Source organism: Pseudomonas shirazensis, assembly GCF_050496565.1.
GTDB lineage: Bacteria > Pseudomonadota > Gammaproteobacteria > Pseudomonadales > Pseudomonadaceae > Aquipseudomonas > Aquipseudomonas shirazensis_A.
In genome coordinates this window covers 123,743-149,022 of record NZ_JBNWAE010000008.1, presented here as the reverse complement: position 1 = coordinate 149,022, position 25,280 = coordinate 123,743, and the positions used below count along the sequence as shown (strand labels likewise).

The following is a 25,280-nucleotide window of genomic DNA, read 5'->3' as shown; positions in this document are numbered from 1 at the left end:
CACTTTGACTGACCGCGCAACGGTGCTTCACTGGCAGTCCAAGGCCAGCACGGCTCCAGGAGCGCGCCCATGAACCTGCATCAGTACGCCGAGACTCACCAGGTCAGCAACCAGCCGCCGTCACTGGATGGCGCCAACCTGTACCGGCTTGATCTGCCGTTGCAGCAATGGTCGCAGCGCTTTGGCGCCGGCTGGGCGCAGGCGCAGCTGGACAGCTATGGCGCGCTGGCCGGTGGGCCGCTGATGGCGGCGGGGTTTCTGGCCAACGCGCACAAGCCCGAGTTCCACAGCCACGACCGCTATGGCCATCGCATCGACCTGGTCGAGTTTCATCCGGCCTATCACCAGTTGATGCGCACGGCGGTCGAGCACGGCTTGCCGTCCTTGCCCTGGGCCGCGCCGCAGCCGGGTGCGCACGTTGCCCGCGCCGGGCTGACCTATCTGCACTCGCAGGCCGAAGCCGGCACTGGCTGCCCGCTGACCATGACCTTTGCCGCCGTGCCTGCGCTGCGCGTACAGCCGGAGCTTGCCGAGTACTGGCTGCCCAAGCTGCTGGCCCGCGACTACGACCCGCGCAATGTCGGCGACCGGCACAAGGCCGGCGTCACGATCGGCATGGCCATGACTGAAAAACAGGGCGGCACCGACGTGCGCGCCAACACCACGCGGGCCTATCCGGTCGGCGCCGCTGGCCCCGGCCAGGCGTACGAGCTGGTCGGGCACAAGTGGTTCTGCTCGGCGCCGATGTGCGATGCGTTTCTGGCCCTGGCGCAAACCGACAAAGGCCTGAGCTGCTTTTTGCTGCCGCGCCATCGCCCCGATGACAGCCGCAACCAGTTCTACATCCAGCGCCTGAAAAACAAGCTGGGCAACTGCTCCAATGCCTCCAGCGAAATCGAGTTGCGCGGTGCCCTGGCGTCGATGATCGGCGAAGAGGGCCGCGGCGTGCCGACCATCATCGAAATGGTGGCGATGACCCGCTTCGACTGCATGGTCGGCTCCAGCGCACTGATGCGCCAGGCGCTGACCCAGGCCACGCACCACTGCGCCCATCGTCAGGTCAGTGGGCGCGTGCTCGCCGAGCAACCCTTGATGCAGAACGTGCTCGCTGACCTCGCCCTGGAAAGCGAGGCCGCGCTTGCGCTGAGCCTGCGTATGGGCCAGGCATTGGACCAGCTCGATGATCCGCAACAGGCGCATTTCGCCCGGCTGATGACCGCTGTAGGCAAATACTGGATCTGCAAACGCGCCCCGGCGATGATCAACGAAGCAGCGGAATGCATGGGTGGCGCGGGCTATGTCGAAGACAGCATCCTGCCGCGGCTGTACCGCGAGGCGCCGGTCAATTCGACCTGGGAAGGTTCGGGCAATGTGCAGTGCCTGGATGTGCTGCGCGCGCTGAGCAAGGAGCCCGGTATTCAGGAGGCCTTGTTCGCTGAGCTGGGCGATGGCCACGGTGACGCTCGGCTGGCGGCGCATATTGCCAGGCTCAAGGCAGCCTTGGCCGACACCGGTGACATCCAGTACCGCGCCCGCCGACTGAGCGAAGACATCGCCCTGGCGGTGCAGGCCAAATTACTCCTCGAAGCGGGCAATGTGCAGGTCAGCGATGGCTTTATCGCCAGCCGCTTGAACGGCGCGGGCAGGGTCTACGGCGCCTTGCCGCGTGGTGTCGACGTGCAGGCGCTGGTCGCGCGGGCGACGCCGCTGTGGCCGTGCTGAGGCTAATGCATCCGTAGGGGTGTATTTGCCACCGAAGCAAGGCAAGATGGCTGCACGCATGACAGAAAACAGGAAGCCCAGCGTGAGCCAAGCGTTTGTAGTCGTTGATACCCCCGAACAGGCCGTCGACCGTCTGGCGGCCCTGCATGAACAGGCCACCGGTGCCCTCAGTCAGGCCCTCAAGCGTTACCTCAAGGACCGCACCGAACCGGACGCCGAAGAGCGCGCCCTGTACCGTTACCCAGCGTTGCGCCTGACCTACTACAGCAACGGCGAAGTCGCGGCCACCACCCGTGCCTATGGCAAGGTTCAGGTTGCTGGTACCTACAGCGTTACCGTGACCCAGCCAGAAGCCTTCCGCAGCTACCTGCTCGACCAGTTGCGGCCCCTGATGCACGACTACACGGTGACCGTGGAAGTCGGCGTCAGCGAGCAGAACATCCCTTACCCGTATGTGGTCGAGCAGGGCGATGAACTGGCCGGCACCGGCATCACCGCCGCCGCCCTGGCGCGGGTATTCCCCAGCACCGACCTGTCGGCTGCCACCGACGATATCGCCGACGGCCTGTGGGACTGGAGCAATGCCGACAATCTGCCGCTGGCGCTGTTCGACGCCGCCCGCGTGGACTTCTCGCTGCGCCGCCTGGTGCACTACACCGGCAGCGACTGGCGCCATGTGCAGCCGTGGATCCTGCTGACCAACTACCACCGCTACGTTGACCAGTTCATCGCCCATGGCCTTGAGCAGTTGCGTGACGACCCGCGCTTTGTGCGCATGGTCTTGCCGGGTAACGTGGTCATCGAAAAAGGCCTGAACGAAGGCGAGACTCAGGCGCTGGTGGCCAGCGTGGTCTGGCACCGCTTCCAGATGCCGGCCTATCACCTGATCGCCGCCGATGGTGACGGTGTGACCCTGGTCAACATCGGCGTTGGCCCGTCCAACGCCAAGAACATCACCGACCACCTTGCCGTGCTGCGCCCGCACTGCTGGTTGATGATCGGCCACTGTGGCGGCCTGCGTCAGTCGCAGACCATCGGCGATTACGTGCTGGCCCACGCCTACATGCGCCGCGACGGCATTCTTGACCGAGTGGTGCCGCCGAACATTCCCATCCCGGCCCTGGCCGAGGTGCAGATGGCGTTGCAGGAAGCGGCGGCGCACGTCACCGGCGAGCGCGGCGACGAGCTGAAAAAACGCCTGCGTACCGGCACCGTGCTGACCTACGACGACCGCAACTGGGAGCTGCGCTGGGCCCAGGAACGGCCGCTGATCAACCTCTCGCGGGCGGTGGCGGTCGACATGGAAAGCGGCACCATCGCCGCCCAGGGTTATCGCCTGCGGGTGCCTTACGGGACCTTGCTCTGCGTGTCGGACAAACCCCTGCACAGCGAGATCAAGCTGCCAGGTTCGGCCAATGCGTTCTACAACCGTGCGGTCAGCCAGCACTTGAAAATCGGCATTGCCGCGCTGGATCTGCTGCGTACTGAGCTCAATTCGTTGCACTCGCGTAAACTGCGCAGCTTCGATGAGCCGCCGTTCCGCTGAGGATCCATGCCCCTGCCACCCCGTTCCAAGCCGCGCCGCACCCCAGCGCCGCGGCCTGCCGGCCCCCGCCGGCCGGCCAAGGCGCCACCGGCCGAGCCGCGCCTGGTGCTGTTCAACAAACCGTTCGACGTGCTGACCCAGTTCAGTGACGGCGACGGCCGCGCGACGCTCAAGGATTTCATCGATATCCCCGGGATCTACCCCGCCGGGCGTCTGGACCGTGACAGCGAAGGCTTGCTGTTGCTGACCAATGACGGCCGCCTGCAAGCACGGATTGCCGACCCCAAGCACAAGTTGGCCAAGACCTACTGGGTCCAGGTTGAAGGTGAGCCGAGCGAGGAGCAGTTGCAGCGCTTGCGCCAGGGCGTCGAGCTTAACGACGGCATGACCTTGCCAGCCGAGGCGCGGCTGTTGGCCGAGCCGCAGTTGTGGCCACGCGACCCGCCGGTGCGCTTTCGCAAGAGCGTGCCGACGGCCTGGCTGGAGCTGGTGATTCGTGAAGGGCGCAACCGCCAGGTGCGGCGCATGACTGCTGCGGTCGGCTTGCCGACCTTGCGTCTGGTGCGGGTGAAGATCGGCGACTGGACCTTGGACGGGTTGGATCAGGGCTGCTGGCGCGACGCGCCACCCAAGCTATAGGTGAGCAGGGCGTGAGCGTCAGACGCCCTCGATCATCCCCACCACCACGCTTTTGATGATGAACGCGAGCACGCCCAGGCCGAGCACGAAGAACAGGATCAGCGTGCCGAAGCGGCCTGCCTTGGACTTTTTCGCCAGGTCCCAGACGATGAATCCCATGAAACCGATGAGGATGGTCACCAGGATGATCATCATCCATTCTTCGAATTTTTCAGGATCCATCTGTGCGCTCCAAGCAGGCTCAAGCGGCTGAGTATACGCCCGGGCCCCTCGGCTGTTAACGCAGGTGGGTCAATGGCAGCTCGGTGCTGGCCAGTACCTGGTTGAGCACAAAGCTTGAACGCACGCTGGTAACGCCTTCGATGCGGGTCAGGCTGCCCAGTAGCAGTTTCTGGTAATGGTCCATGTCCGGCACCACCACCTTGAGTTGATAGTCGGCGTCCATACCGGTCACCAGGCTGCATTCGAGCACCTGCGGCAGGCCGCGCACGGCGGCTTCAAATGTCTCGAAGCGCTCCGGGGTGTGCCGGTCCATGCCGATCAGGACATAGGCGGTCAGGCTCAGGCCGAGCTTCTTGCGGTCCAGCAGCGCGACCTGGCGCGAGATGTAGCCGTCGTCTTCCAGTTGCTTGACCCGACGCGAGCACGGCGAGGGCGACAAGCCGATGCGTTCAGCCAATTCCTGGTTGGAGATGCGCGCATCGCGCTGCAATTCGGCAAGGATGCTCAGGTCGTAGCGGTCGAGCTTGCTCATGAAAGGGGCCTTATCTGTTCGGATTGCGTAGAATTATCAATCAAGGGTTAAAAATTGCGCAAGTGCTATTTATCTGAGCAATCTTCGCAATCCTGTGCCGGGCTGCTGGCAGTATCTTTATCAACAGAATCACTGCCCGGACATCAGTCCACGGCGACCGGCCCAGGAGGCCGCTCGCGGCCCGCGATCAACACGATCAGCCGGCCCCCGGGCTACGCACCGTTTACCAAACGGGGTGAGGTGAGCCGGCGCCACAAGTGCCGAGCACGGACGACAATTGCAAAGGGAGGCCACTTGGCCTCCCTTTTTTATGGCTGGATTTTCATCTGCCCAGGCAAGCTGCGCGGTAAACTGGCGACAGTTGCGGTTTTACTTGTCGAGAGGAATACCATGAGGTCGCGCGGCTGGCAGTTGGCAGGGGTAGGTGTGCTGGCGATGGTTATCAGCGCCGCGGTGCTGGCGCAGGGGCCGGGCGACGGCCGTGGGCCGCAAGACCCGAATGGCGGCGGCAGCTCCGGCTCATCGCTCAATTCCCGCGATGAAGTGCGCCAGACCGAGCCACCCCGGCAAGGTTATTACCAGGACATCCCGCGCCGCGGCCCCGATAACCGCCATTGGCAGGCGGGCGGGCCCGGGCAGCGCCCCGGTGACAACTGGTCAGGTCGCCCCGATGGCCACGGCAACGGTTGGGGGCCTGGCCCGCAATACCATCCCGGGCATGCTATCGACCGCTTCCCTGAGCAGCACTGGAAGGTGCCCTATCGCGGCCGCGATTACTTCTATTCCGGTGGCTACTGGTATCAGCCGCAGGGCCCGCGCTATGTAGTGGTGCGCCCTCCTTATGGCGTGCGCGTCGGTTACTTGCCGCCGTATGCGCGAGAAGTCTGGCGCGGCGGGGTGCTGTTCTTTCTGGTTGCTGACACCTACTACCAGTACCTGGCCGACAGTCGTGAGTACGTGGTGGTCAACCCACCGGTCAGCCAGCCTGTGCCAGCGTCGCAGGCCAGTAGTGGTTATGACGTGGTTGCTTATCCAAGCTATGGGCAGAATCAACAGCAGCAGGATCAGGATCGCTATCAGTGCCATCGCTGGGCGGTTGAGCAGTCGGGGTTTGATCCGGCTCAGGCCAGTTATGCGCCGGCGGCGAATGTTGCCGAGTTGTATCGGCGTTCGCTTGGGGCCTGCCTTAGTGGGCGTGGGTATAGCATCAACTGATTGCGTTCGTAATCTGAAGTCTGCGTCTGATTTAAGTGCGCCGGGGCTGCTTTGCAGCCCTTTCGCGACACAAGGCCGCTCCTACAGGGACCGCGCAAGTCACAGGCCCTGTAGGAGAGGCCTCGTGTCGCGAAAGGGGCGCAGAGCGCCCCCGGCAATCTAACTGACACTACACCGGATCAGCATGCACCATCACATCCGCCTGCGGATACCGCTCGCGAATCACCGCCGAGGCCTGCACGCACAGCTCATGGGCATCATGCAGTGACAGCGTGCCGGGCAGCTCAAGGTGCAGTTGCACAAACCAGTAGCTGCCAGACACGCGCGTACGCAGATCATGCGCGCCGAGCACTCCGGGAATGGCCGTGACCAGCGCCAGCATCTGCTCGGCCACATCGCCGGGCAGCTCCTTGTCCATCAGGATCGCCGTGCTTTCTCGAGCAATCTGCACGGCACTCCAGAGGATGTAGAGCGCAATGCCCAAGCCGAACAGCGCATCCAACTGCGGCCAGCCATAACCGGCCAGCAGCAACGCCAGCAGGATGCTGCCATTGAGCAACAGGTCGGAGCGGTAATGCAGGGAATCGGCACGCACCGCGGTCGAGCCGGTGGCCTTGATCACCTTGCGCTGCAGCGCCAGCAGGGCCACGGTCAGCACCAGCGACAACACCATCACGCCGATACCCGCCGCCGTGTCGCCCAGCGGCTGCGGTGATTGCAGGCGACTCACCGCCTGCACCCCGATCAGCACCGCACTGGCGCCGATGAACAGGGCCTGGGCCATGCCGGCCAGCGCTTCGGCCTTGCCATGGCCAAAGCGGTGGTCGTCGTCGGCCGGGCGCAGCGCATAGTGCACTGCCAGCAAGTTGAGCAGCGAGGCGACTGCGTCCAGCGCCGAGTCGGTCAGCCCGGCCAGCAGGCTGACCGAGTCGCTCAGCCACCAGGCTATCGCCTTGCTCACCACCAGGATGCAGGCCACCGCCAGCGATGCGCGGGTGGCCAGGCGGAGCAAGCGTTGCTGTTCAGCAGTGGGCGTCATGCGGTGCGCATCCTGCGAAGTGTCAGGCGGCCGGAATCAGGCCGTAACTGGCCAGTTGCTCGACGCTGCCGCGATGCTGGATCAGGCGCGGGTCGTTGAGCGGCAGGCGCTGGCCCAGTTCGCTTTCGAGAATAGCCTGCAGCTTGCTGTTGTCGATGCTGCCATCGGCATTTACCGCCGGCTTGAGCTTGGCCGGGTCGACCTGGGCGGTGGTCCCGCCGGGGTAGTAGATTGCGCCAGTGGCAAAGTCGACACCAAAGGCGATCAGGCCCGGGATCACGTAGAACAGAATACCGATGGCATCGAGGGCAACGATCACCGGGTCGACCTTGCCTTCGATCTGGCCGCGACGATCTGGATAGAACAACGTGCCGCAGGCCGTCAGCTGAGTCAGCAGGGTGGCAACCAGGGCGCCACCGATGACGCGGGAATGAATGCGCATGAAAATCTCCGATGGAAAATCGCAACGAAACAGGCCAGCGGCCTGCTGCCGTAAGTATGACCTATCGGGCCTCGCCCGGTTCGCCGTTATACTCGGCGCCTCGTTCGAGGACCACCATGATTTCATTACCAATCGATGCCGTACTGCCCGCGCTGCGTCAGGCGCTCAGCGCGCGCCACGAAGCCGTGCTGGAAGCGCCGCCCGGCGCCGGCAAGACCACCCGCGTGCCGCTGGCCCTGCTCGACGAGCCGTGGCTGGCTGGCCAGCGCATCATCATGCTCGAGCCACGCCGGCTGGCCGCACGCGCTGCGGCTGAGCGCCTCGCCAGTGAGCTGGGCGAGCAGGTCGGGGAAACGGTCGGCTATCGGATTCGGCTGGACAGCAAGGTTGGCCCGAACACCCGCATCGAAGTGGTCACCGAAGGCATCCTGACCCGCCGGCTGCAGTCGGACCCGGCGCTGGAAGGCGTGGGCCTGCTTATTTTCGACGAGTTTCACGAGCGTTCGCTGGACGCCGATCTGGCGCTGGCGCTGACCCTCAACGGGCGGGCGCTGCTGCGCGACGAGCCGCCGCTGAAAATCCTGCTGATGTCGGCAACTCTTGAAGGCGAGCGCTTGTCGCGCCTGCTCGACGATGCCCCGGTGGTCAGCAGCCAGGGCCGTATGCACCCGGTAACGATCCAGTGGGGCCGGCCGATGCAGCCGGGAGAGTTCATCGAGCCGCGGGTGGTCGACTGCGTGCTGCAGGCGCTGGCCGATCAAATCGGCAGCCTGCTGGTGTTTCTGCCGGGCCAGGCCGAGATCCGCCGAGTCCATCAAAGCCTGCAGGAAGCCATCGGCGAGCGCTCCGACATCATCCTCTGCCCGCTGCACGGCGAGCTTGACCTGAACGCCCAGCGCGCCGCCATCGAACCGCCGGCCAAGGGCCAGCGCAAGGTGGTGCTGGCGACCAACATTGCCGAAACCAGCCTGACCATCGATGGCGTGCGGGTGGTGATCGACGCAGGCCTGGCGCGGGTGCCGCGGTTTGACCCGGGCAGCGGCATGACCCGCCTCGACACCCAACGTATCTCCCGCGCCAGCGCCACCCAGCGCGCCGGGCGGGCAGGGCGACTGGAGCCGGGGGTGTGCTACCGGCTGTGGTCTGAAGCGCAGCATGAACAATTGGCCGCCCACGGCACGGCGGAAATTCTCCAGGCCGACCTGGCCGGGCTGGCGCTGCAACTGGCGCGCTGGGGCGTGAGCCCGGATCAGCTGAGCTGGCTCGACCAGCCGCCTGCCGCCGCCTACGCCCAGTCGCAAGATCTGCTGGCCCGGCTTGGCGCGTTCAAACCGGCCAGCCGCAGCAACCTGAGTAGTCATGGCCAGGCCATGGCCGAACTGCCCGCGCATCCTCGTATCGCCCATCTGTTGTTGCGCGGTCAGCAACTGGGCCTGAGCGAAATGGCCTGTGACGTTGCCGCACTGCTGGGCGAGCGCGACATCCAGCGCGGTGGCGGCGCTGATCTGCACAGCCGGCTGGCGCTGCTCAGCGGCGAGAATAAAGCAGTGCGCGGCGCGCAAGGCGGCGTGCAGCGCGCCCGTCAGTTGGCCCGCCAATACCGGGGCTTGCTGCGTGGCAGCGCGCAGACGCCGGTCGCCGGCCCGCAGCACCCGCGCTGGCTCGGTGCACTGCTGGCACTGGCCTATCCAGACCGAGTCGCCCAACAGCGCCGTGACGGCGGCGCCGAGTACCGCCTGGCCAATGGCCGAGCGGCGCTGTTTGCCGAGGTCGATGGGCTGATGAAATGCCCGTGGCTGGTGATTGCCGACCTCGGCAGCCGCCAGGGCCAGCGCGAGGAGCGGATCTATCTGGCTGCCGAGTTCGACCCTGATTTGTTCGATGGCGTGCTCGCCGAGCAGGTGCAAACCCTCGATCTGCTCGACTGGGATGAGCGAGAGCAGGTCCTGCGCGCCGAGCGCCAGCGCAAGGTCGGTGAGCTGGTGCTGAGCCGTGAAGCCCTGCCCGGGCTCAACGATGAAGCCCGTGCGCAGGCGCTGCTCGGGCTGGTCCGGCGCAAAAGCCTGGCCTTGTTGCCGTGGACCCCAGAGCTGCGCCAGTGGCAGGCGCGGGTGGCCTTGCTGCGACAGCTCGATCTGGCACAAAACGGCGCCAGCGACTGGCCCGACCTGTCTGATCCGGCCCTGCTTGGTAGCCTTGAAGGCTGGTTGCAGCCGTATCTGGGCAAGGTCTCGCGGCTCAGCCATTTCGCCCAACTGGACCTGCCGTCGATCCTGCGCAATCTGCTGCCGTGGCCGCTGCCGCAGCGGCTGGACGAATGGGCGCCGCAGCATCTGCCGGTGCCATCTGGCTCGAGCATCCGTCTGGACTACAGCGAGACGCCGCCGATTCTGGCTGTGCGCCTGCAAGAACTGTTCGGCCTGGCCGACACCCCGCGCATCGCTCAGGGTCGCCAGCAGGTGCTGCTCCACCTGCTGTCGCCGGCACGCCGGCCGGTGCAGGTGACCCAGGACCTGGCCAACTTCTGGCGCACCACCTATGCCGAGGTGAAGAAGGATCTCAAAGGTAGATACCCGAAACACTACTGGCCGGATGATCCGTTGATTGCTCAGGCCACCGCTCGGGTAAAACCTCGGGGGACTTGAGCGCGGTGGTTAGTCGACACGCTTCAGCAGGAAGGTGGCGATGTCACCCTCGTGGACATTCAGGTAGGCAAACCAGCCGGGCTGGAAGTGCGGATCGTCCTGCACCGTCGCTACTCTGTGGCCTTGATGATCGCGCAGGTGGCAGAGCAGGCCCTCTTCGCTTTCGCCCAGCGGTTCGATCTTCCAGTGCTCGCTCTGCTCCTCGGTCCAGTAGAAGCCCAGATAGCCGTTGCTGCTGATCGCCAGCCTGCGCGGCACCAGCGGCCCGGGGGTGTTCTTGCGGGGGCCGGGGATGTGCACCTGGTAGTGCAGGCGATTGTCGGTCATCGACTGATAGTCGAACGAGATGATCAGCGACGGCGCGTCGCCGCCAGCCTGCAGCCAGTCATTGTCGGGGCTCAGGCCCCAGGAGAACTTGTCGTTGTTCTGGCTCAAGCGCAGGGGGATGGTCTTGCTGTGCGCCTGCAGGTACAGCTTGGCGCGAAATGACCGGGCATAGGTTGCCGAAATGTTCTGATCCATGGAGTGCTCCTCGCAATGCCTAAGGGGACGCCGCACGGTTTGCGGCGGCGGTTCACCTTAGGTTGCAGCCTCTGCGCAACGGAGCCAGAAGGCCTTCCTTGCTGTGCTCAGTTGCGTTGCGGCGCCGGCAGCGCGAGATCGGCACGTACCGGCAGGTGATCGGAGATCTGCTCGGTACCGTTGCCCAGCACGTAGGCCTGCGTGCGCAGCAAGCGTGGGCTGTGGAAGATGAAGTCGACACTGCGGTCGGGCCCGCTGAGGGCTGGGTCGTTGGGGAAGTGGGTCAGCCACAGTGCCCGTTCGGCGCCGCTGGCTTCAGCGTTGCTGGGGATCATCGGGTACTTGTCCCAGAGCAGGTGCAGGTCGCTGTCCGGGGCGTAGCTGCCACGCTGGGCTGGCGGCAGGCGGCGGTACTGGCCCAGCGGCAACTGCTTGAAGTCGCCACCGAGCAGCCATGGCGTGCCCTGGCTTTCGAGGCGGTCGACGACCTTGCTGACGTGGTTCATCTGCTGCCGTTGCAGGTCGCTGCCGGCGCGGTAGGGCGACAGTTGGGTGTTGAGCACCGCCAGTCGGCTGCCGTCGCTCAACGGCAGATAACTGACCTGCAACGCCGGTTGTTGTTCGAGCAGCCGGCTCACAGCGCCCGTTACCGCATTCGGCAGTTGCAGGCGCTCGGCCTTGGCAATCGAATAGCGGCTGAGGGTAGCCAGGGTGCGGCCGACGCTGCCGAAGATATGCCGGTCGGGGACGAAGCCTGCCTGCCATTGATAGCTCTGCACGCTGCACGGGTAGAGGTCAGCCAGGCGTTCGTGGAGCAGGCCGAGCTGGTCCTGGTAATCACTGGCCTTGGCGTCCTTGTCCAGCTCTTGCAGCAGGACCACATCGGGCTGCTCGGCACGGATTACCCGCGCGACTTCATCGAGGGTGAACGCCAGGTCTTCAGCGGTGGCGCGGGTATCGCTGCCCTGGCCTTGGTCGTTCCAGAACACATAGCGTTTGCCGGCCAGGTGCTGCACGTTCCAGCTCATCACCTTCAGCGGCTGGCCAGCTTGCAGGACTGGCGCCGGGCTCTGACAGGCGACTGGCAGCGCCTCACGCGGGGCAGGTTGCCAGCCCAGATGGTTGGCCAGCAACCACAGCGAGGCCAGCGCCAGGAGAATCAACAGCAGGACGTTGCGCAGTAGTCGGATCATCGGCTCGGCTTGTCGGTGCGAATAGCGCCAGCATACCCAAGGTGGTGGCGCCGTGTCAGCGTGGCTCAGGCGCCCGCTTTGGCCTCAAGCAGCATGAAGATGCGGAACAGCACCACGCTGCTGAACAACTGCAACAGCCCACTGAGGCTGTCCATGGCCAATTGCACGCCGCCGGCGGGGTCGGGGAAGGCCATCAGCAACAGACCGTCGAGCAGCCATGCCGGTGCCAGCGAAACAAACACGCAGACCAGAATGCGCATGAAATGACCGGTGGTCATCCGCGCGCTTTCGCGCATGGCCTGCATCAACGGCATGCCGCGCAGCACCAGCAGGTACTCGGCGAACACCAGGTTGATCATGATCCAGATGCCGGGGAAGACGAACAGCGCAAGGCCGGCCATGATCAACAAGGTGCTGATCATGATCAGCAGGGCCAACTGCGGCCACAGCTGCACCGCGCGGGCAAACAGATCACGGTTGGCGATGTGCTGGTCTTGGCTGCGGGTGTCCAGATAGAGGATCAGCGCCGCACTGTAAAGTGGGTATACCAACAGGCTTACAAGCATGCCGTAAGCCGGTGAGGCGCTGTCGCCGAGCTGGCGATACAGCAGTTGGGTGGCCAGTGCCTCGAGCACGATCAACGGCAGGCAAAGCTGGACGATGCTCACCAGGTGGCGGCGGAAAAAGTACAGGGAGTCGCGCAGAACGCTCAGCGGATTCATCAGTCAACATCGCATGGCAGTAATAGCAGGGGCGTAACTTTAGCCCACTCCGGCCCTTGCTGAAAAAAGTTTCACCCGTGCGCTGATTGAATCCCGCGCCGCCACCCCCCATCTTTGATGCATCCGATGTCCCGCCCAGCGCGTGAGGTAAGCATGAATACCGAAGAACAATCGCTGATCGATGGCCTGTTTGGCCGCATCAAGCAAGCCGAAGACCCCAACCAGCCGCGCGATGCCCAGGCCCAGGCCTGCATCGAAGCGCACCTGCGCACGCAACCGGCGGCGCCGTACTACATGGCCCAGGCGATACTGGTGCAGGAAGCTGCGCTGAAGCAGCTGGATGAAAAGAACAAGCAGTTGGAGGCGGAGCTGAAGCAGGCCCGCGCCCAGGTCGATGCGACCCGCAGCAGCAACACCAACAGCGGCGGTTTCCTGTCGAGCATCTTTGGTGCCGGTAGCCGCAGCCCTGATCCGCAGCCGCAGCGCCCGGCAGCACCGGCAAACTCCGGCGGCGGCTGGCGTGACCCTGCGCCTGCTGCTTACAACGCGCCACCACCCGCTCAGCAACCGCAGCAGCAGTCGGCGTTCAACGCCGCGCCGGCTCGTTCGGGTGCGTCGAGTTTTCTCGGTGGGGCCATGCAGACGGCAGCCGGGGTTGCCGGCGGCGTGCTGCTGGCGCAGGGCATCAGCAGCATGTTCCACCACAACTCGCAGCCTGACGAGGTGGTCGAGGTGATCAAGGAAGAACCGGCGCCGGCCAGTGACAGCGGCGGCTGGCAGGACCAGGGCGCGCAGCAGCAGGTGGCTGATAACGGCGGCTATGGCGCTGACCAGGGCGGCTACGCCGACACTGATTACGGCAGCGACGATGGCGGCTTTTTCAGCGACGACGACAGCTTCGTCTGACAGCTGGCATACTGCTCAGCTTTGCGGGCGCCTGCCCGCTCAGCCGAGGCCTGGATGAAAAAAATCGCGCTGTTCGCCGACGTGCAGAACCTCTACTACACCGTCCGCCAGGCCCACGGCTGCCACTTCAACTATGCAGCGCTGTGGGCCGAGGTGAGCCGCGAGGGCACCATCGTCGAGGCGGTGGCCTATGCGATTGACCGCGGCGACAGCAAGCAGCAGCAGTTTCAGCAGATTCTGCGCAACCTTGGTTTCGAGGTACGGCTCAAGCCTTATATCCAGCGCAGCGATGGCTCGGCCAAGGGCGATTGGGATGTCGGCATTACCCTAGATGTGATCGAAGCGGCCAGCCGCGTGGACCAGGTGGTGCTGGCGTCTGGCGATGGAGATTTTGATCTGCTGCTGGAACGGGCGATTCAGCGTCATGGGGTAGAGGCGGTGGTGTATGGCACGCCGGGGCTGACGGCACTGTCGTTGATACGCGCGGCCAGCCGCTATGTGCCGATCGAAGGGCATCTGTTGCTGCGCCACTGACCGTACGCGGTCCCCTGTTGACCGTACGCGGTCCCCTGTAGGAGCGGCCTTGTGTCGCGAAAGGCCAGCGCAGCTGGCCCGGCGATTCTGCGGTGTGGCACAAATCGCGGGGCCGCTGCGCAGCCCTTTCGCGACACAAGGCCGCTCCTACAGGGACCGTGTTGTATCTGTCAGGCAGCGGTGTTCGCGGGTTAAACTGCCGCCTTCGCTGAACCCCCCTGACGGTACTGAAATGAATTTCGCCCAACTCGGCCTGATCGAACCGCTGCTGCGCACCCTGCAGCAGCGCGACTACTCCACCCCCACGCCCGTGCAGGCCCAGGCCATCCCCGCCGTGCTGGCTGGCCGCGACCTGATGGCCGCCGCCCAGACCGGCACCGGCAAGACCGCAGGCTTTGCCCTGCCGGTGTTGCAGCGGCTGGCGCTGGAAGGTGAGAAGGTCGCCAGCAATTCGATCCGCGCACTGATCCTGGTGCCGACCCGCGAGCTGGCCGAGCAGGTCCATGCCAACGTCCAGCAATACGCCGAAAACCTGCCGGTCTCGACCTATGCCGTGTACGGCGGCGTCAGCATCAACCCACAGATGATGCGCCTGCGCCGTGGTGTCGATCTGCTGGTGGCGACCCCAGGCCGGTTGCTCGACCTGTTCCGGCAAAAAGCGGTCAAGTTCGGCCAGGTGCAGATGCTGGTGCTCGACGAAGCCGACCGCATGCTCGACCTGGGCTTTGCCGAAGAACTGCAATCGGTGTACGCCGCACTGCCGCGCAAGCGCCAGACCCTGCTGTTTTCGGCGACCTTCTCCGAGCAGATCCGCATGCTCGCAGGCCTGGCGCTGAACGACCCGCTGAGCATCGAAGTCAGCCCGCGCAACGCCGCGGCCAACACCGTCAAGCAGTGGCTGGTGCCGGTCGACAAGAAGCGCAAGGCCGACCTGTTCTGCTACCTGCTGCGCAAGCAGCGCTGGAAGCAGGTGCTGGTGTTTGCCAAGACCCGTAACGGCGTCGATCAACTGGTCGAGCGCCTGCTCGCCGAAGGCGTAGTGGCCGACGGCATCCACGGCGATCGCCCGCAAGCGACCCGCCAGCGCGCGCTGGATACCTTCAAGGCCCGCGAGATTCAGGTACTGGTTGCTACCGACGTGGCCGCCCGTGGCCTGGACATCGACGACCTGCCGCTGGTGGTCAACCTCGACATGCCAATCGTCGCCGAAGACTACGTGCACCGGATTGGTCGTACCGGCCGGGCCGGCAACAAAGGCGAGGCGATTTCACTGGTATGCGCTGATGAAGTGCAGATGCTCTCGGCGATTGAAACGCTGATCCGCCAGACCCTGCCGCGTCACGAAGAACCGGACTTTATCCCCGAGCACCGGGTACCGCTGACCGACGCCAGCGGGCAAGTGATCAAGAAACCGAAAAAGCCCAAGAAGCCCAAGGAAAACAGCGCCAAGCGTGGTCTGGGCAAATGGATGGACAGCACCGACTCAGTGGACGCCAAGCCAGCGGTGAAAGCCGTGCGCAAGGTGCCGAGCTTTAACGGTGGCCCGCGCAAGCGCAAGCCTTAAGCTGCTCAGAGCCGAACGCAGACCCTGCGTTCGGCTCGACTCGCCATCAGCGTGCGTTGAGCCATTCGGCCGCAGCCTTGCCCGCACGCAAGCCACTGGCAAAGCAGGCCGTGAGTAGATAGCCGCCCGTCGGCGCCTCCCAGTCAAGCATCTCGCCAGCGCAGAACACGCCCGGTAGCTGACGCAGCATCAAGCCCTCATCCAGCCCGGCAAAACGCACCCCACCGGCACTGCTGATGGCCTCGTCCAGAGGCCGCGTGCGCACCAGCTCGATCGGCAGCGCCTTGATTGCCGCCGCCAGTGCCAGCGGGTCAGCGAACGTGGCCTGATCGGTCAGCTCGCGCAACAACCCCGCCTTCACCCCATCGATGCCCAACTGGCTGTGCAGATGCTTGGCCATCGAACGCGAGCCACGCGGTTTGGCCAAGGCCTGGGCGATTTTGTCCACAGGCTTGTCTGGGAGCAGGTCGAGCAGCAGGGTAGCGCGGCCCTCGCGGTTGATCGCCTCCCGTACTGGCGCCGACCAGGCATACACCAGGCTGCCTTCCACGCCCTGAGCGGTGAGGATGAATTCGCCCTTGCGCGGCGGGCTGCCGGGCATGGCCAAGGCGATGTTCTTCAGCGGTGCGCCGGCAAACTTGCTCACCAGCAGCTCGCTCCAGCCTGCCACTTCAAAACCACAGTTGCTCGGCTGCAAGGGCGAGATATCCACAGCCCGCTCTGCCAGCAATGGCAGCCAAGCGCCGTCAGAGCCGAGCCGTGCCCAACTGCCGCCACCCAGCGCCAGCACTACCGCATCGGCCTGCACAACCAGTTCGCCCTGTGGATAAGCTATCCGCAGCGCACCCTCGGCATTCCAGCCCAACCAGCGATGACGGGTGTGGATAACTACGCCACTGTCGCGCAGGCGCTTGAGCCACGCGCGCAGCAATGGCGCCGCTTTCATATCGGTGGGGAACACCCGCCCGGAGGTGCCGACAAAGGTCTCGATGCCGAGGCCGTGTATCCACTGGCGCAGCGCGTCGGCATCAAAGCCGCGTAACAGCGCGTCGATCTCGCTGCTGCGCTCGGCGTAGCGGCCGACAAACGCGGGGTAGGGCTCGGAATGGGTGATGTTCATGCCGCCCACGCCCGCCAGGAGAAACTTGCGCCCCACCGACGGCATGGCGTCGAACACCTGCACCGCTACGCCCGATGCCGCCAGGGCTTCGGCGGCCATCAGCCCGGCAGGGCCGGCACCGATAACGGCAACCAGAGGAGGGCGAACAGGGTGGAGATCAGACATGGTCGGCGGCAACGGGCTGTGGAAAAGAGCCGTCATTCTACCCCAAGCACGCTTTCGCAAGCACTGGTCAAAAAATGATCAGTGCTTTGCAGGCCATACAGCTAGAGGCCTGCAGCGGGTTGCCAGCAGGTTATCCACAGGCGGTTCCACAGTCATTGTGAACAACTGATGACACGCGCTGCAGTGTGATGAAGGATGCCATGGCGCTTGGCCAAGGCCAGGCGGTCCTTGCTGTAGCCGCCGCCAATCACCCCGACCACCGGGATATCCCGCCCCAGACAGTGGCGCAGCACCTTTTCATCGCGTGCCGCCAGGCCTTCGTCGGTGAGTTGCAGATAACCCAGCGCATCGTCCTTGTGCACATCGACCCCGGCGTCGTACAGCACCAGGTCGGGCTGGTACAGCGGCAGCAAATAGTTGAGTGCGTCATCCACCACCTGTAGGTACTCGGCGTCGCCCATGCCCCGCGGTAGCGGGATGTCCCAATCGCTCTGCGCCTTGCGCGCGGGGAAGTTCTGCTCGCAGTGCAGCGACACGGTGATCGCTTCCGGGGTGTCCTGCAGCATGCGTGCGGTACCGTCGCCCTGATGCACGTCGCAGTCGAAGATCAGCACCCGGTGCACGCGCCCGGCCTCCAGCAGATAACGGCTGATCACCGCCAGGTCATTGAAGATGCAAAAGCCTGCCGGGTGGTCGTAGTGGGCATGATGAGTACCGCCGGCGAGGTGGCAGGCGACGCCGTCGCGCAGGGCCATTTCGGCGCTCAGCAGCGAGCCGCCGACCGCCCGCACGGTGCGCCGGGCCAGCGCTTCGCTCCAGGGCAGGCCGAGCCGGCGCTGGTCTTCGCGGGACAACTCGCCGCTCATGTAGCGCTCGATATAGCTGCGGTCGTGGGCCAGGGCGAGGATGTCGTTGGGGCAGATCTCCGGGCGCAGCAAATCCTCGTCGCGGGTCAGGCCGCTGTCGATCAGGTGGTCGCGCAGCAGGCGAAACTTGTCCATCGGAAAGCGGTGCTCGGCGGGAAACTCCGGGCTGTAGTCGTCGTGGTAGATCAGCGGCAACGGCATGATGGGATCGCGCTAGGGATGTACGTGGATAGTGCCAGCTCCGGTGGCCGTTGGGCTATTGCCGGGCGCCGCCGCGTTGCTGGGCCTACCCTGTAAGATGCGACACGACCTTTTTTCGGAGCTGGCTGATGACGCTGATCCCCAAACTTGAGAGCGCCCGCCTGATCTTGCGCCAGTGGCACGACGAAGACCTCGCCGAGTTTGCCGCGATGTCTGCCGACCCGCAGGTGATGCGTTACTTCCCGGCGCCGTTGAGCCGAGTCGAGGCGGCTGCGCTGATCGGCCGGGTGCGCGGTCACTTCAATGAATACGGCTACGGCCTGTGGGCGCTGGAGCGCAAGGACACCGGCGCCTTCATCGGCATGACCGGCCTGCTCAACGTCAACTTCGACGCGCCCTTTGCCCCTGCGGTGGAAATCGGCTGGCGCCTGGCCCGCCGGCACTGGGGCCTGGGTTTTGCCAGCGAGGCGGCCTGGACCTGCCTGCGCTGCGCTTTCGCGCAACTGCGCCTGGAGCAGGTGGTGTCGTTCACCAGCGAGAACAACCTGGCGTCGCAAAAGGTCATGCAGGCCATCGGCATGCAGCAGGACCTCGACGGCAGCTTCGACCACCCCAAGCTTGCCGCCGATGACCCGCTGCGCCGGCATGTGCTGTACCGCATCGACCGCGCCCACTGGCAGGACACCCTGCACGGCTGAATGGCGCTGCATGCGTAGCGCTGATGACAAATTCTGTATCATCTTGTCTTTCAAAAATGCTGTAGCGCCGTGCTGCCTAGCTAGGAGAACACCCCCATGAGCCACGTGTTGGACGACCTGGTCGACCTGTTGAGCCTTGAAGCGATCGAGGAAAACCTGTTCCGTGGCCGCAGCCAGGACCTGGGCTTTCGCCAGTTGTACGGCGGCCAGGTGCTCGGCCAGGCGCTGTCGGCTGCCAGCCAGACAGTCGAAGACGCCCGCCATGTGCATTCGCTGCATGGCTATTTCTTGCGCCCGGGCGATGCCAGCCTGCCGGTGGTGTATTCGGTGGATCGGGTGCGTGACGGGGGCAGCTTCAGCACCCGCCGGGTGACTGCGATCCAGAAAGGCCACACCATCTTTACCTGCAGCGCCTCGTTCCAGTACGACGAAGAAAGCTTCGGGCACCAGGCGCCGATGCCCGATGTAGTCGGCCCGGAAAACCTGCCCAGCGAAGTCGAACTGGCCAGCGCCATGGCCGAGCAACTGCCCGAGCGCATCCGCGACAAGGTGCTGTGTGATCGGCCGATCGAAGTGCGCCCGGTGACCGAGCGCGACCCGTTCAACCCCAAGCCCGGCGACCCGGTCAAATACGCCTGGTTCCGCACCAGCGGCAGCCTGCCGGACGTGCCCGCGCTGCACAAATACCTGCTTGCCTACGCCTCCGACTTTGGCCTGTTGACCACCGCGCTGCTGCCGCATGCCAAGTCGGTGTGGCAGAAGGACATGCAGATCGCCAGCCTCGATCACTCGCTGTGGTTCCACCGCGACCTGCGCGCCGATGACTGGCTGCTGTATGCCACCGACAGCCCGTGGGCTGGCAATGCCCGTGGCTTCTGCCGCGGCAGCATCTACAACCGCGCCGGGCAACTGGTGGCCTCGTCGGCCCAGGAAGGCCTGATTCGCCATCGCAAGGACTGGTCATGAGCCTCTCGGCAGTACGCAACTGGGTGTTCGACATGGACGGCACGCTGACCGTGGCGGTGCATGACTTTGCCGCGATCCGGGTAGCGCTGGGCATTCCGCCTGAGGACGACATTCTTACCCATCTGGCCGCCTTGCCTGCTGCCGAGGCCGAAGCCAAACACGCCTGGCTGCTCGAACACGAGCGTGACCTGGCCGTGGCCTCGACTGCTGCGACTGGCGCGGTCGAGCTGGTACGCGAGCTGGCCGGGCGTGGTTGCCAGTTGGCGATCCTTACCCGTAACGCCCGCGAGCTGGCGCACGTCACCCTCGAGGCGATCGGCCTGGCCGATTGCTTCGACAAGCAGCTGGTGCTCGGCCGCGACGAAGCCGCGCCCAAGCCAAGCCCCGACGGCCTGCTGAAAATCGCCCAGGCCTGGGACGTCGACCCCAGCGAGCTGGTGATGGTCGGCGATTACCGCATCGACCTGGAATGCGGCCGCACCGCCGGCGCGCGCACGGTGCTGGTCAATCTGCCGGACAACCCCTGGCCAGAGCTGACCGACTGGCACGCCGCCGACTGCCGCCAGTTGCAGGCGATGCTCGGCTAAGCTGCACAGCACCCCATCCACTTACAGAGGAACAGCTGCCATGACCAGCAAGGCGATCTACGTTCAGCCCGGCGGCGGTTACGCCAACGTCCAGATCGGCACCTGCGAGGCGGCCGCGCCGCAGGCCGGCGAGATCAGCGTGCGCCTGCACGCCAGCTCGCTCAACTACCATGACTTTGCCGTGGTCAGCGGCATGTGGGGGCCGAGCGAGCGACGTATTCCGATGGCCGATGGCGCTGGGCAAGTGACCGCGGTGGGCGCGGGCGTCACCGAGTTCAAGGTCGGCGATGCGGTGGTCAGCACGTTCTTCCCCGACTGGCTCGATGGCCAGCCGCTGGTCGAAGGTTTTGCTAGCGTGCCTGGCGATGGTATCGATGGCTATGCGCGTCAGCAGGTCACCGCGCGCGCGACCTCGTTCACCCGTGCGCCGAGTGGCTACAGCCATGCCGAGGCTGCGACCCTGACTACCGCCGGGCTGACTGCCTGGCGTGCACTGATGGCCGATGATCAGCTCAAACCAGGTGACAGCGTGCTGGTGCAGGGCACCGGTGGTGTGTCCATTTTTGCCCTGCAGTTCGCCAAGCTGGCTGGCGCCACGGTGATTGCTACCTCGTCCAGCGATGCCAAGCTGGAGCGGCTCAAGGCGCTGGGTGCCGACCATGTCATCAACTACCGCAGCACCCCGGCCTGGGGCGAGCAGGTGCGCAAGCTGACCGACAATCGTGGCGTCGATCATGTGATCGAAGTCGGCGGCCCGGCCACGCTTGAGCAGTCGATGATCGCGGCGCGGATTGGCGGGCATATTTCGCTGATCGGCATTCTTACCGGCGTTGCTGGGGAGTTGCCATTGGTGCAGGCGCTGGTGCGGCAGATTCGTCTGCAAGGCGTGCTGGTTGGCAGCCGTGCGCAGCAGCAGGCGATGGTTCGTGCCATTGACGCCAACGGGCTGCGGCCGGTGGTCGACAAGCATTTTGAGCTGGAGCAGATTGTTGAGGCGTTTCAGTATCAGGAGAGTAATCGGCATTTTGGCAAGATTTGCCTGACGTTCTGAAGCGCTGGAAGTTGTGTTTGGCTCGAGTATGTTGGGGCTGCTGCGCAGCCCTTTCGCGACACAAGGCCGCTCCTACAGTCGACCGCGTAAGTCGTTGGTGCGCGGTCCCCTGTAGGAGCGGCCTTGTGTCGCGAAAGGGGCGCAACGCGCCCCCGGCGTCCCCAAACCTTCACTCCGGCAACAACCGATCCCGGCTATTGGACAGGTGCAGGCAAATCGCCGCCCGCGCCGCATCCGGGTCCTGCCGACGAATAGCATTGAGGATCGCCTCATGCTCAAGGTTGGCCAGGTAAGCATGCCGGGCCAACTTGGCACCTGAGCGCTCATCGGCCGCCATGCGGTTACGCGGGATCAAGCCGCTGCCCAGCTGCGCCATCATCTCGCTGAAATACAGGTTGCCGGTGGCCTCGGCGATCAGCAGATGAAAGCGCCGGTCGGGTTCGATGCAACTGTCGCCGGCCGCGGCGAGGTCCTGATGGTCATCCAGTGCCTGGCGCATACGCAGCAACTGGCTGTCAGTCCGGCGCAGCGCGGCCAACGCCGCAGCCTGGCCCTCCAGACCAATCCGTAACTCGAGCAGATCACGCACGCTCGCCGCGCTTTCGGCCCCAACGCGCAGGCCGCTTTGTGCCTGGCGTTCGATAACGAAAGTGCCGATGCCATGGCGCGGCTCGACCAGGCCGGAAGCCTGCAACTTGGATAACGCCTCGCGCACCACCGTGCGGCTGACGGCGTGCTCGCGCACCAGGGTGTTTTCCGAGGGCAGCTTGTCGCCGGGCTTGAAGGTGCCGAGCAGGATCTGCTGAGTCAGGCTCGAGACCAGATCATGGGCGCGGCTGTGGCCACGTTTGCGCGGGGGATCGATGGATTCAGGGGCGGTCATGGGCGGCTCCGCACTGGTTCAGACAAGTGCCTTGGGCTAGGGGCGAGATTAGCATCGGCGCTTGTCTGACAAGTTTAAATTTCAAATTATTTTCAACGGTATAAATCAGACGGGTGCTCTCGTTGTTTGAACGGTATTAGCTAATTTCACAGATTTTATCCACTTTATAAGCTTGTATTTTGCTTTTTGCCGACCGTTCAGCATCTTGTCGTACAACTTCGTGAGGCCTATTCTGGCCTCCACTGGCATGTCAGACAACTCGGCGCGCTGCCCGCCGCCATGACCGCCATCGACCCGCACAAAAACAATTAGTGGGAGATTCTGCAGTGAACGACACCCTCGCTCCGTCCGCACGGCGTGACGACGTGTTGACCAGCGCCGTGGCCAAGGTCAAACGCCACGTCCTGCCGCTGTTCGTCATCATGTTCATCGTCAATTACCTGGACCGCGTCAATATCGGCTTCGTCCGCCCGCATCTGGAGAGCGACCTTGGTATCAGCGCCGCCGCCTATGGCTTTGGTGCAGGCCTGTTCTTCATCGGCTACGCCTTGTTCGAGGTGCCGTCGAACATGCTCCTGCAGCGCGTCGGCGCCCGCGTATGGCTGACCCGCATCATGTTCACCTGGGGCCTGGTGGCAACCGCGATGGCCTTCGTCCAGACCGAAACCCAGTTTTACGTGCTGCGCTTTCTGCTTGGTGTGGCCGAGGCAGGCTTCTTCCCGGGGGTGATCTACTACTTCACCCGCTGGTTGCCTGCGGCTGAACGTGGCAAGGCAATTGCGATCTTCCTCAGTGGTTCGGCGGTCGCCTCGCTGATCTCCGGGCCATTGGCCGGCATGCTCATGCAGATTCAGGGCTTCGGTATGCACGGCTGGCAGTGGATGCTGTTCATCGAGGGCATGGCCTCGGTGTGCCTGACCTTTGTCGTGTGGTTCTGGCTCGACTCCAAACCCCATGACGCCAAGTGGCTGAGCCGGGCAGAGCAGGACGCGCTGGTCGAAACCATCGATCGCGAGCAGCGTGAGCGCGAGGCGGGCGGGGTGGTCAAGACCTCGGCCTGGCGCCTGCTCAAGGACCGGCAGATTCTGCTGTTCTGCGGCATCTACTTCTGCATCCAGTTGACCATCTATGCCGCTACATTCTGGTTGCCGAGCATCATCAAGCGCATGGGCGATCTGTCCGACATCCAGGTCGGCTTCTTCAACTCGATCCCGTGGCTGATCTCGATCATCGCCATGTATGCCTTTGCCGCCGGCTCTGCCCGCTGGAAGTTCCAGCAAGCCTGGGTCGCCGCAGCGCTGATCATCGCCGCCATCGGCATGTTCATGTCCACCACCGGTGGCCCGGTGTTCGCCTTTGTCGCGGTGTGCTTTGCCGCGATCGGCTTCAAGTCGGCTTCGGCGCTGTTCTGGCCGATCCCGCAGGGCTACCTGGATGCGCGCATCGCCGCGGCGGTGATCGCCTTGATCAACTCGGTCGGCAACCTCGGCGGCTTTGTCGCGCCAACTACCTTCGGCTTGCTCGAAGAGCACACCGGCTCGATCCAGGGCGGCCTGTATGGCCTGGCGGTGACCTCGGTACTGGCGGCGATCGTGGTGTTCTTCGTTCGCACCGGCCCAAAGGCCAACACGCCCAATGACCTCAAACCGCAGTCGGCCCTGAGCCAGACCCACTGACCCGGCAGGAAAACAACAATGACTATGCACAGCCCAGCAGACACCTTGAGCGCAGTCCAGGCTCACACAGGCACCCCCGTGGTCACCGAATTGCGCGTCGTGCCGGTTGCCGGCCACGACAGCATGCTGCTCAATCTCAGCGGCGCCCATGGCCCGTACTTCACGCGCAACATCGTTGTGCTGCGCGACAGCGCCGGCAACACCGGCGTGGGCGAAGTACCTGGTGGCGAGACCATCCGCCAGACCCTCGAAGACGCCCGCAGCCTGGTCATCGGCCAGCCCATCGGCCATTACCAGCGCGTGCTCAATGCCATGCGCCAGACCTTTGCCGGGCGCGACGTCGGCGGCCGCGGCCTGCAAACCTTCGACCTGCGCATCACCGTACACGCGGTCACGGCCATCGAGTCAGCGCTGCTCGACCTGCTCGGCCAGCACCTCGGCGTGCCCATCGCCGCCTTGCTCGGCGAAGGCCAGCAGCGCGATGCAGTGAAGATGCTTGGCTACCTGTTCTATATCGGCGACCGCCAGCAGACCGATCTGGCCTACCGTAACGAACACGATGCCGATGACGACTGGCTGCGCGTGCGGCACGAAAAAGCCATGACGCCGGAGGCGATTGTGCGCCTGGCCGAAGCCGCCAAGGCCCGTTACGGCTTCAGTGACTTCAAGCTCAAGGGTGGCGTGCTGCGCGGTGAGGACGAGATCGAAGCGGTCACCGCCCTGGCCGAGCGCTTCCCGGAAGCGCGCATCACCCTCGACCCCAACGGCGCCTGGTCACTCCAGGAAGCGATTGCCCTGTGCCGCGATCAGCACCATGTGCTGGCCTACGCCGAAGACCCCTGCGGCGCCGAAAACGGTTACTCCGGGCGTGAAGTAATGGCCGAGTTCCGCCGCGCCACCGGGCTGCCAACGGCGACCAACATGATCGCCACCGACTGGCGGCAGATGGGCCATGCGATTCAGTTGCAGTCGGTGGACATCCCCTTGGCTGACCCGCACTTCTGGACCATGCAAGGCTCGGTGCGCGTCGCGCAGATGTGCCATGACTGGGGCCTGACCTGGGGTTCGCATTCGAACAACCACTTTGATATTTCCCTGGCGATGTTCACCCAGGTGGCGGCTGCCGCGCCGGGGGAGATCACGGCGATTGATACGCATTGGATCTGGCAGGACGGCCAGCGTCTGACCCGTGAGCCGTTGCGGATTGTCGATGGCCATGTGCGCGTGCCGGCACGGCCGGGGTTGGGGGTGGAGCTGGATGAAGATCAGTTGGCCAAGGCGCATGAGTGCTATCGCAATATGGGCTTGGGGGCACGGGATGATGGGGTGGCGATGCAGTATCTGATCCCGGGTTGGAGCTTTGATAACAAGCGGCCCTGCCTGGTGCGGTGAGTTTGAGGCAGCCGGGGGCTGCTTTGCAGCCCTTTCGCGACACAAGGCCGCTCCTACAGTTTGCCGCGCAAGTAGCTGGTACGCGGTCCCCTGTAGGAGCGGCCTTGTGTCGCGAAAGGGTCGCGCAGCGGCCCCCATCGATCCCACCCCGACAGAAAATCCTGACTTCTGCTACCACCCCAGCGATGCATGCCGCAATCAGACATGCCATTCACGACATCTGCCGCGATTC

At 64.6% G+C, this 25,280-nt stretch carries 24 protein-coding genes; 14 read left to right on the top strand and 10 right to left on the bottom strand.

The window, feature by feature from the left end:
• The first annotated feature begins 69 nt into the window (after positions 1-69).
• The 3 genes from ACQZ2L_RS13745 to ACQZ2L_RS13735 are packed head-to-tail and all read left to right on the top strand — an operon-like array spanning position 70 to position 3,907.
• Entirely contained in the window at positions 70-1,722 is a 1,653-nt protein-coding gene (locus ACQZ2L_RS13745) for an acyl-CoA dehydrogenase family protein (protein ID WP_430326626.1), read from the top strand.
• Between the two features lie 58 nt (positions 1,723-1,780).
• Positions 1,781-3,268, top strand: coding sequence for an AMP nucleosidase (amn, locus tag ACQZ2L_RS13740; protein WP_430326625.1), 1,488 nt, complete (start codon positions 1,781-1,783; stop codon positions 3,266-3,268).
• A 6-nt stretch (positions 3,269-3,274) separates the two neighbouring features.
• The gene (locus ACQZ2L_RS13735) at positions 3,275-3,907 is read left to right on the top strand and encodes a pseudouridine synthase (protein WP_430326624.1); all 633 of its coding nucleotides are present in this window, start codon (positions 3,275-3,277) and stop codon (positions 3,905-3,907) included.
• Positions 3,908-3,925: 18 nt separating this feature from the next.
• On the opposite strand, the gene ACQZ2L_RS13730 is transcribed toward ACQZ2L_RS13735, so the two are convergent.
• Complete coding sequence (locus tag ACQZ2L_RS13730; protein ID WP_101322238.1) at positions 3,926-4,129, bottom strand: DUF2788 domain-containing protein; 204 nt, start codon at positions 4,127-4,129, stop codon at positions 3,926-3,928.
• A 55-nt stretch (positions 4,130-4,184) separates the two neighbouring features.
• Positions 4,185-4,661: an Lrp/AsnC family transcriptional regulator gene (locus tag ACQZ2L_RS13725; RefSeq protein ID WP_186701560.1), complete on the bottom strand. Its 477-nt coding sequence runs from the start codon at positions 4,659-4,661 to the stop codon at positions 4,185-4,187.
• Positions 4,662-5,051: 390 nt separating this feature from the next.
• Here ACQZ2L_RS13725 and ACQZ2L_RS13720 point away from each other — a divergent pair, with 390 nt between their 5' ends.
• Positions 5,052-5,876 (top strand): DUF6515 family protein, encoded by an 825-nt coding sequence (locus tag ACQZ2L_RS13720; RefSeq protein WP_430326623.1) that lies wholly within the window; start codon positions 5,052-5,054, stop codon positions 5,874-5,876.
• 169 nt (positions 5,877-6,045) lie between these two features.
• On the opposite strand, the gene ACQZ2L_RS13715 is transcribed toward ACQZ2L_RS13720, so the two are convergent.
• Positions 6,046-6,915, bottom strand: a complete 870-nt coding sequence (locus ACQZ2L_RS13715; protein ID WP_430326622.1) for a cation diffusion facilitator family transporter — start codon at positions 6,913-6,915, stop codon at positions 6,046-6,048.
• A 22-nt stretch (positions 6,916-6,937) separates the two neighbouring features.
• Complete coding sequence (locus ACQZ2L_RS13710; RefSeq protein ID WP_101322234.1) at positions 6,938-7,357, bottom strand: polyribonucleotide nucleotidyltransferase; 420 nt, start codon at positions 7,355-7,357, stop codon at positions 6,938-6,940.
• A gap of 116 nt (positions 7,358-7,473) precedes the next feature.
• Between ACQZ2L_RS13710 and hrpB the strand changes: the two genes are divergently transcribed.
• A complete protein-coding gene (gene hrpB, locus ACQZ2L_RS13705; protein WP_430326621.1) occupies positions 7,474-10,002 on the top strand; it encodes an ATP-dependent helicase HrpB in 2,529 nt (842 codons plus the stop codon).
• 9 nt (positions 10,003-10,011) lie between these two features.
• Here the strand turns inward: hrpB and ACQZ2L_RS13700 are convergent, their stop codons facing one another.
• The 3 genes from ACQZ2L_RS13700 to ACQZ2L_RS13690 all read right to left on the bottom strand — a co-directional run bounded on the left by ACQZ2L_RS13700 (position 10,012) and on the right by ACQZ2L_RS13690 (position 12,439).
• Positions 10,012-10,524 (bottom strand): hypothetical protein, encoded by a 513-nt coding sequence (locus ACQZ2L_RS13700; protein ID WP_430326620.1) that lies wholly within the window; start codon positions 10,522-10,524, stop codon positions 10,012-10,014.
• A gap of 107 nt (positions 10,525-10,631) precedes the next feature.
• Entirely contained in the window at positions 10,632-11,717 is a 1,086-nt protein-coding gene (locus ACQZ2L_RS13695) for an endonuclease/exonuclease/phosphatase family protein (protein ID WP_430326619.1), read from the bottom strand.
• A gap of 65 nt (positions 11,718-11,782) precedes the next feature.
• The gene (locus tag ACQZ2L_RS13690; RefSeq protein WP_430326618.1) at positions 11,783-12,439 is read right to left on the bottom strand and encodes a YciC family protein; all 657 of its coding nucleotides are present in this window, start codon (positions 12,437-12,439) and stop codon (positions 11,783-11,785) included.
• 153 nt (positions 12,440-12,592) lie between these two features.
• Between ACQZ2L_RS13690 and ACQZ2L_RS13685 the strand changes: the two genes are divergently transcribed.
• The 3 genes from ACQZ2L_RS13685 to ACQZ2L_RS13675 all read left to right on the top strand — a co-directional run bounded on the left by ACQZ2L_RS13685 (position 12,593) and on the right by ACQZ2L_RS13675 (position 15,443).
• Positions 12,593-13,345 (top strand): DUF2076 domain-containing protein, encoded by a 753-nt coding sequence (locus ACQZ2L_RS13685; RefSeq protein WP_430326617.1) that lies wholly within the window; start codon positions 12,593-12,595, stop codon positions 13,343-13,345.
• 54 nt (positions 13,346-13,399) lie between these two features.
• Positions 13,400-13,879, top strand: coding sequence for an NYN domain-containing protein (locus tag ACQZ2L_RS13680; RefSeq protein ID WP_101322228.1), 480 nt, complete (start codon positions 13,400-13,402; stop codon positions 13,877-13,879).
• Positions 13,880-14,111: 232 nt separating this feature from the next.
• The gene (locus ACQZ2L_RS13675; RefSeq protein ID WP_430326616.1) at positions 14,112-15,443 is read left to right on the top strand and encodes a DEAD/DEAH box helicase; all 1,332 of its coding nucleotides are present in this window, start codon (positions 14,112-14,114) and stop codon (positions 15,441-15,443) included.
• A 46-nt stretch (positions 15,444-15,489) separates the two neighbouring features.
• Here the strand turns inward: ACQZ2L_RS13675 and ACQZ2L_RS13670 are convergent, their stop codons facing one another.
• Both ACQZ2L_RS13670 and ACQZ2L_RS13665 read right to left on the bottom strand, forming a co-directional pair.
• Positions 15,490-16,728: a TIGR03862 family flavoprotein gene (locus ACQZ2L_RS13670; RefSeq protein WP_430326615.1), complete on the bottom strand. Its 1,239-nt coding sequence runs from the start codon at positions 16,726-16,728 to the stop codon at positions 15,490-15,492.
• Positions 16,729-16,880: 152 nt separating this feature from the next.
• Positions 16,881-17,795, bottom strand: a complete 915-nt coding sequence (locus ACQZ2L_RS13665) for a histone deacetylase family protein (RefSeq protein ID WP_188036711.1) — start codon at positions 17,793-17,795, stop codon at positions 16,881-16,883.
• A 128-nt stretch (positions 17,796-17,923) separates the two neighbouring features.
• On the opposite strand from ACQZ2L_RS13665, the gene ACQZ2L_RS13660 reads away from it, so the two are divergent.
• From ACQZ2L_RS13660 to ACQZ2L_RS13645, 4 genes are all read left to right on the top strand, one after another.
• A complete protein-coding gene (locus tag ACQZ2L_RS13660) occupies positions 17,924-18,493 on the top strand; it encodes a GNAT family N-acetyltransferase (RefSeq protein WP_430326614.1) in 570 nt (189 codons plus the stop codon).
• A 96-nt stretch (positions 18,494-18,589) separates the two neighbouring features.
• Positions 18,590-19,459, top strand: coding sequence for an acyl-CoA thioesterase II (gene tesB / locus ACQZ2L_RS13655; RefSeq protein WP_430326613.1), 870 nt, complete (start codon positions 18,590-18,592; stop codon positions 19,457-19,459).
• Positions 19,456-20,046 carry an HAD family hydrolase gene (locus tag ACQZ2L_RS13650; RefSeq protein ID WP_430326612.1) on the top strand — a complete coding sequence of 197 codons (591 nt, stop codon included), beginning with the start codon at positions 19,456-19,458 and terminating at the stop codon, positions 20,044-20,046. The genes tesB and ACQZ2L_RS13650 overlap by 4 nt, the downstream gene beginning before the upstream one ends.
• Before the next feature lie 40 nt (positions 20,047-20,086).
• Entirely contained in the window at positions 20,087-21,097 is a 1,011-nt protein-coding gene (locus ACQZ2L_RS13645) for a zinc-dependent alcohol dehydrogenase family protein (protein ID WP_430326611.1), read from the top strand.
• Positions 21,098-21,266: 169 nt separating this feature from the next.
• Here ACQZ2L_RS13645 and ACQZ2L_RS13640 read toward each other — a convergent pair whose 3' ends face one another.
• Positions 21,267-21,980 carry a FadR/GntR family transcriptional regulator gene (locus tag ACQZ2L_RS13640; protein WP_430326610.1) on the bottom strand — a complete coding sequence of 238 codons (714 nt, stop codon included), beginning with the start codon at positions 21,978-21,980 and terminating at the stop codon, positions 21,267-21,269.
• 326 nt (positions 21,981-22,306) lie between these two features.
• On the opposite strand from ACQZ2L_RS13640, the gene ACQZ2L_RS13635 reads away from it, so the two are divergent.
• Both ACQZ2L_RS13635 and gudD read left to right on the top strand, forming a co-directional pair.
• A complete protein-coding gene (locus ACQZ2L_RS13635; RefSeq protein WP_430326609.1) occupies positions 22,307-23,656 on the top strand; it encodes an MFS transporter in 1,350 nt (449 codons plus the stop codon).
• A gap of 24 nt (positions 23,657-23,680) precedes the next feature.
• Positions 23,681-25,048 (top strand): glucarate dehydratase, encoded by a 1,368-nt coding sequence (gudD, locus tag ACQZ2L_RS13630; RefSeq protein WP_430326699.1) that lies wholly within the window; start codon positions 23,681-23,683, stop codon positions 25,046-25,048.
• Positions 25,049-25,280 lie beyond the last annotated feature (232 nt).

Coding starts and splice junctions, on each gene's coding strand:
- ACQZ2L_RS13745 (WP_430326626.1), top strand. CDS start 70: ATGAACCTGCATCAGTACGCCGAGACTCACCAGGTCAGCAACCAGCCG.
- amn (WP_430326625.1), top strand. CDS start 1,781: ATGACAGAAAACAGGAAGCCCAGCGTGAGCCAAGCGTTTGTAGTCGTT.
- ACQZ2L_RS13735 (WP_430326624.1), top strand. CDS start 3,275: ATGCCCCTGCCACCCCGTTCCAAGCCGCGCCGCACCCCAGCGCCGCGG.
- ACQZ2L_RS13730 (WP_101322238.1), bottom strand. CDS start 4,129: ATGGATCCTGAAAAATTCGAAGAATGGATGATGATCATCCTGGTGACC.
- ACQZ2L_RS13725 (WP_186701560.1), bottom strand. CDS start 4,661: ATGAGCAAGCTCGACCGCTACGACCTGAGCATCCTTGCCGAATTGCAG.
- ACQZ2L_RS13720 (WP_430326623.1), top strand. CDS start 5,052: ATGAGGTCGCGCGGCTGGCAGTTGGCAGGGGTAGGTGTGCTGGCGATG.
- ACQZ2L_RS13715 (WP_430326622.1), bottom strand. CDS start 6,915: ATGACGCCCACTGCTGAACAGCAACGCTTGCTCCGCCTGGCCACCCGC.
- ACQZ2L_RS13710 (WP_101322234.1), bottom strand. CDS start 7,357: ATGCGCATTCATTCCCGCGTCATCGGTGGCGCCCTGGTTGCCACCCTG.
- hrpB (WP_430326621.1), top strand. CDS start 7,474: ATGATTTCATTACCAATCGATGCCGTACTGCCCGCGCTGCGTCAGGCG.
- ACQZ2L_RS13700 (WP_430326620.1), bottom strand. CDS start 10,524: ATGGATCAGAACATTTCGGCAACCTATGCCCGGTCATTTCGCGCCAAG.
- ACQZ2L_RS13695 (WP_430326619.1), bottom strand. CDS start 11,717: ATGATCCGACTACTGCGCAACGTCCTGCTGTTGATTCTCCTGGCGCTG.
- ACQZ2L_RS13690 (WP_430326618.1), bottom strand. CDS start 12,439: ATGAATCCGCTGAGCGTTCTGCGCGACTCCCTGTACTTTTTCCGCCGC.
- ACQZ2L_RS13685 (WP_430326617.1), top strand. CDS start 12,593: ATGAATACCGAAGAACAATCGCTGATCGATGGCCTGTTTGGCCGCATC.
- ACQZ2L_RS13680 (WP_101322228.1), top strand. CDS start 13,400: ATGAAAAAAATCGCGCTGTTCGCCGACGTGCAGAACCTCTACTACACC.
- ACQZ2L_RS13675 (WP_430326616.1), top strand. CDS start 14,112: ATGAATTTCGCCCAACTCGGCCTGATCGAACCGCTGCTGCGCACCCTG.
- ACQZ2L_RS13670 (WP_430326615.1), bottom strand. CDS start 16,728: ATGTCTGATCTCCACCCTGTTCGCCCTCCTCTGGTTGCCGTTATCGGT.
- ACQZ2L_RS13665 (WP_188036711.1), bottom strand. CDS start 17,795: ATGCCGTTGCCGCTGATCTACCACGACGACTACAGCCCGGAGTTTCCC.
- ACQZ2L_RS13660 (WP_430326614.1), top strand. CDS start 17,924: ATGACGCTGATCCCCAAACTTGAGAGCGCCCGCCTGATCTTGCGCCAG.
- tesB (WP_430326613.1), top strand. CDS start 18,590: ATGAGCCACGTGTTGGACGACCTGGTCGACCTGTTGAGCCTTGAAGCG.
- ACQZ2L_RS13650 (WP_430326612.1), top strand. CDS start 19,456: ATGAGCCTCTCGGCAGTACGCAACTGGGTGTTCGACATGGACGGCACG.
- ACQZ2L_RS13645 (WP_430326611.1), top strand. CDS start 20,087: ATGACCAGCAAGGCGATCTACGTTCAGCCCGGCGGCGGTTACGCCAAC.
- ACQZ2L_RS13640 (WP_430326610.1), bottom strand. CDS start 21,980: ATGACCGCCCCTGAATCCATCGATCCCCCGCGCAAACGTGGCCACAGC.
- gudD (WP_430326699.1), top strand. CDS start 23,681: ATGCACAGCCCAGCAGACACCTTGAGCGCAGTCCAGGCTCACACAGGC.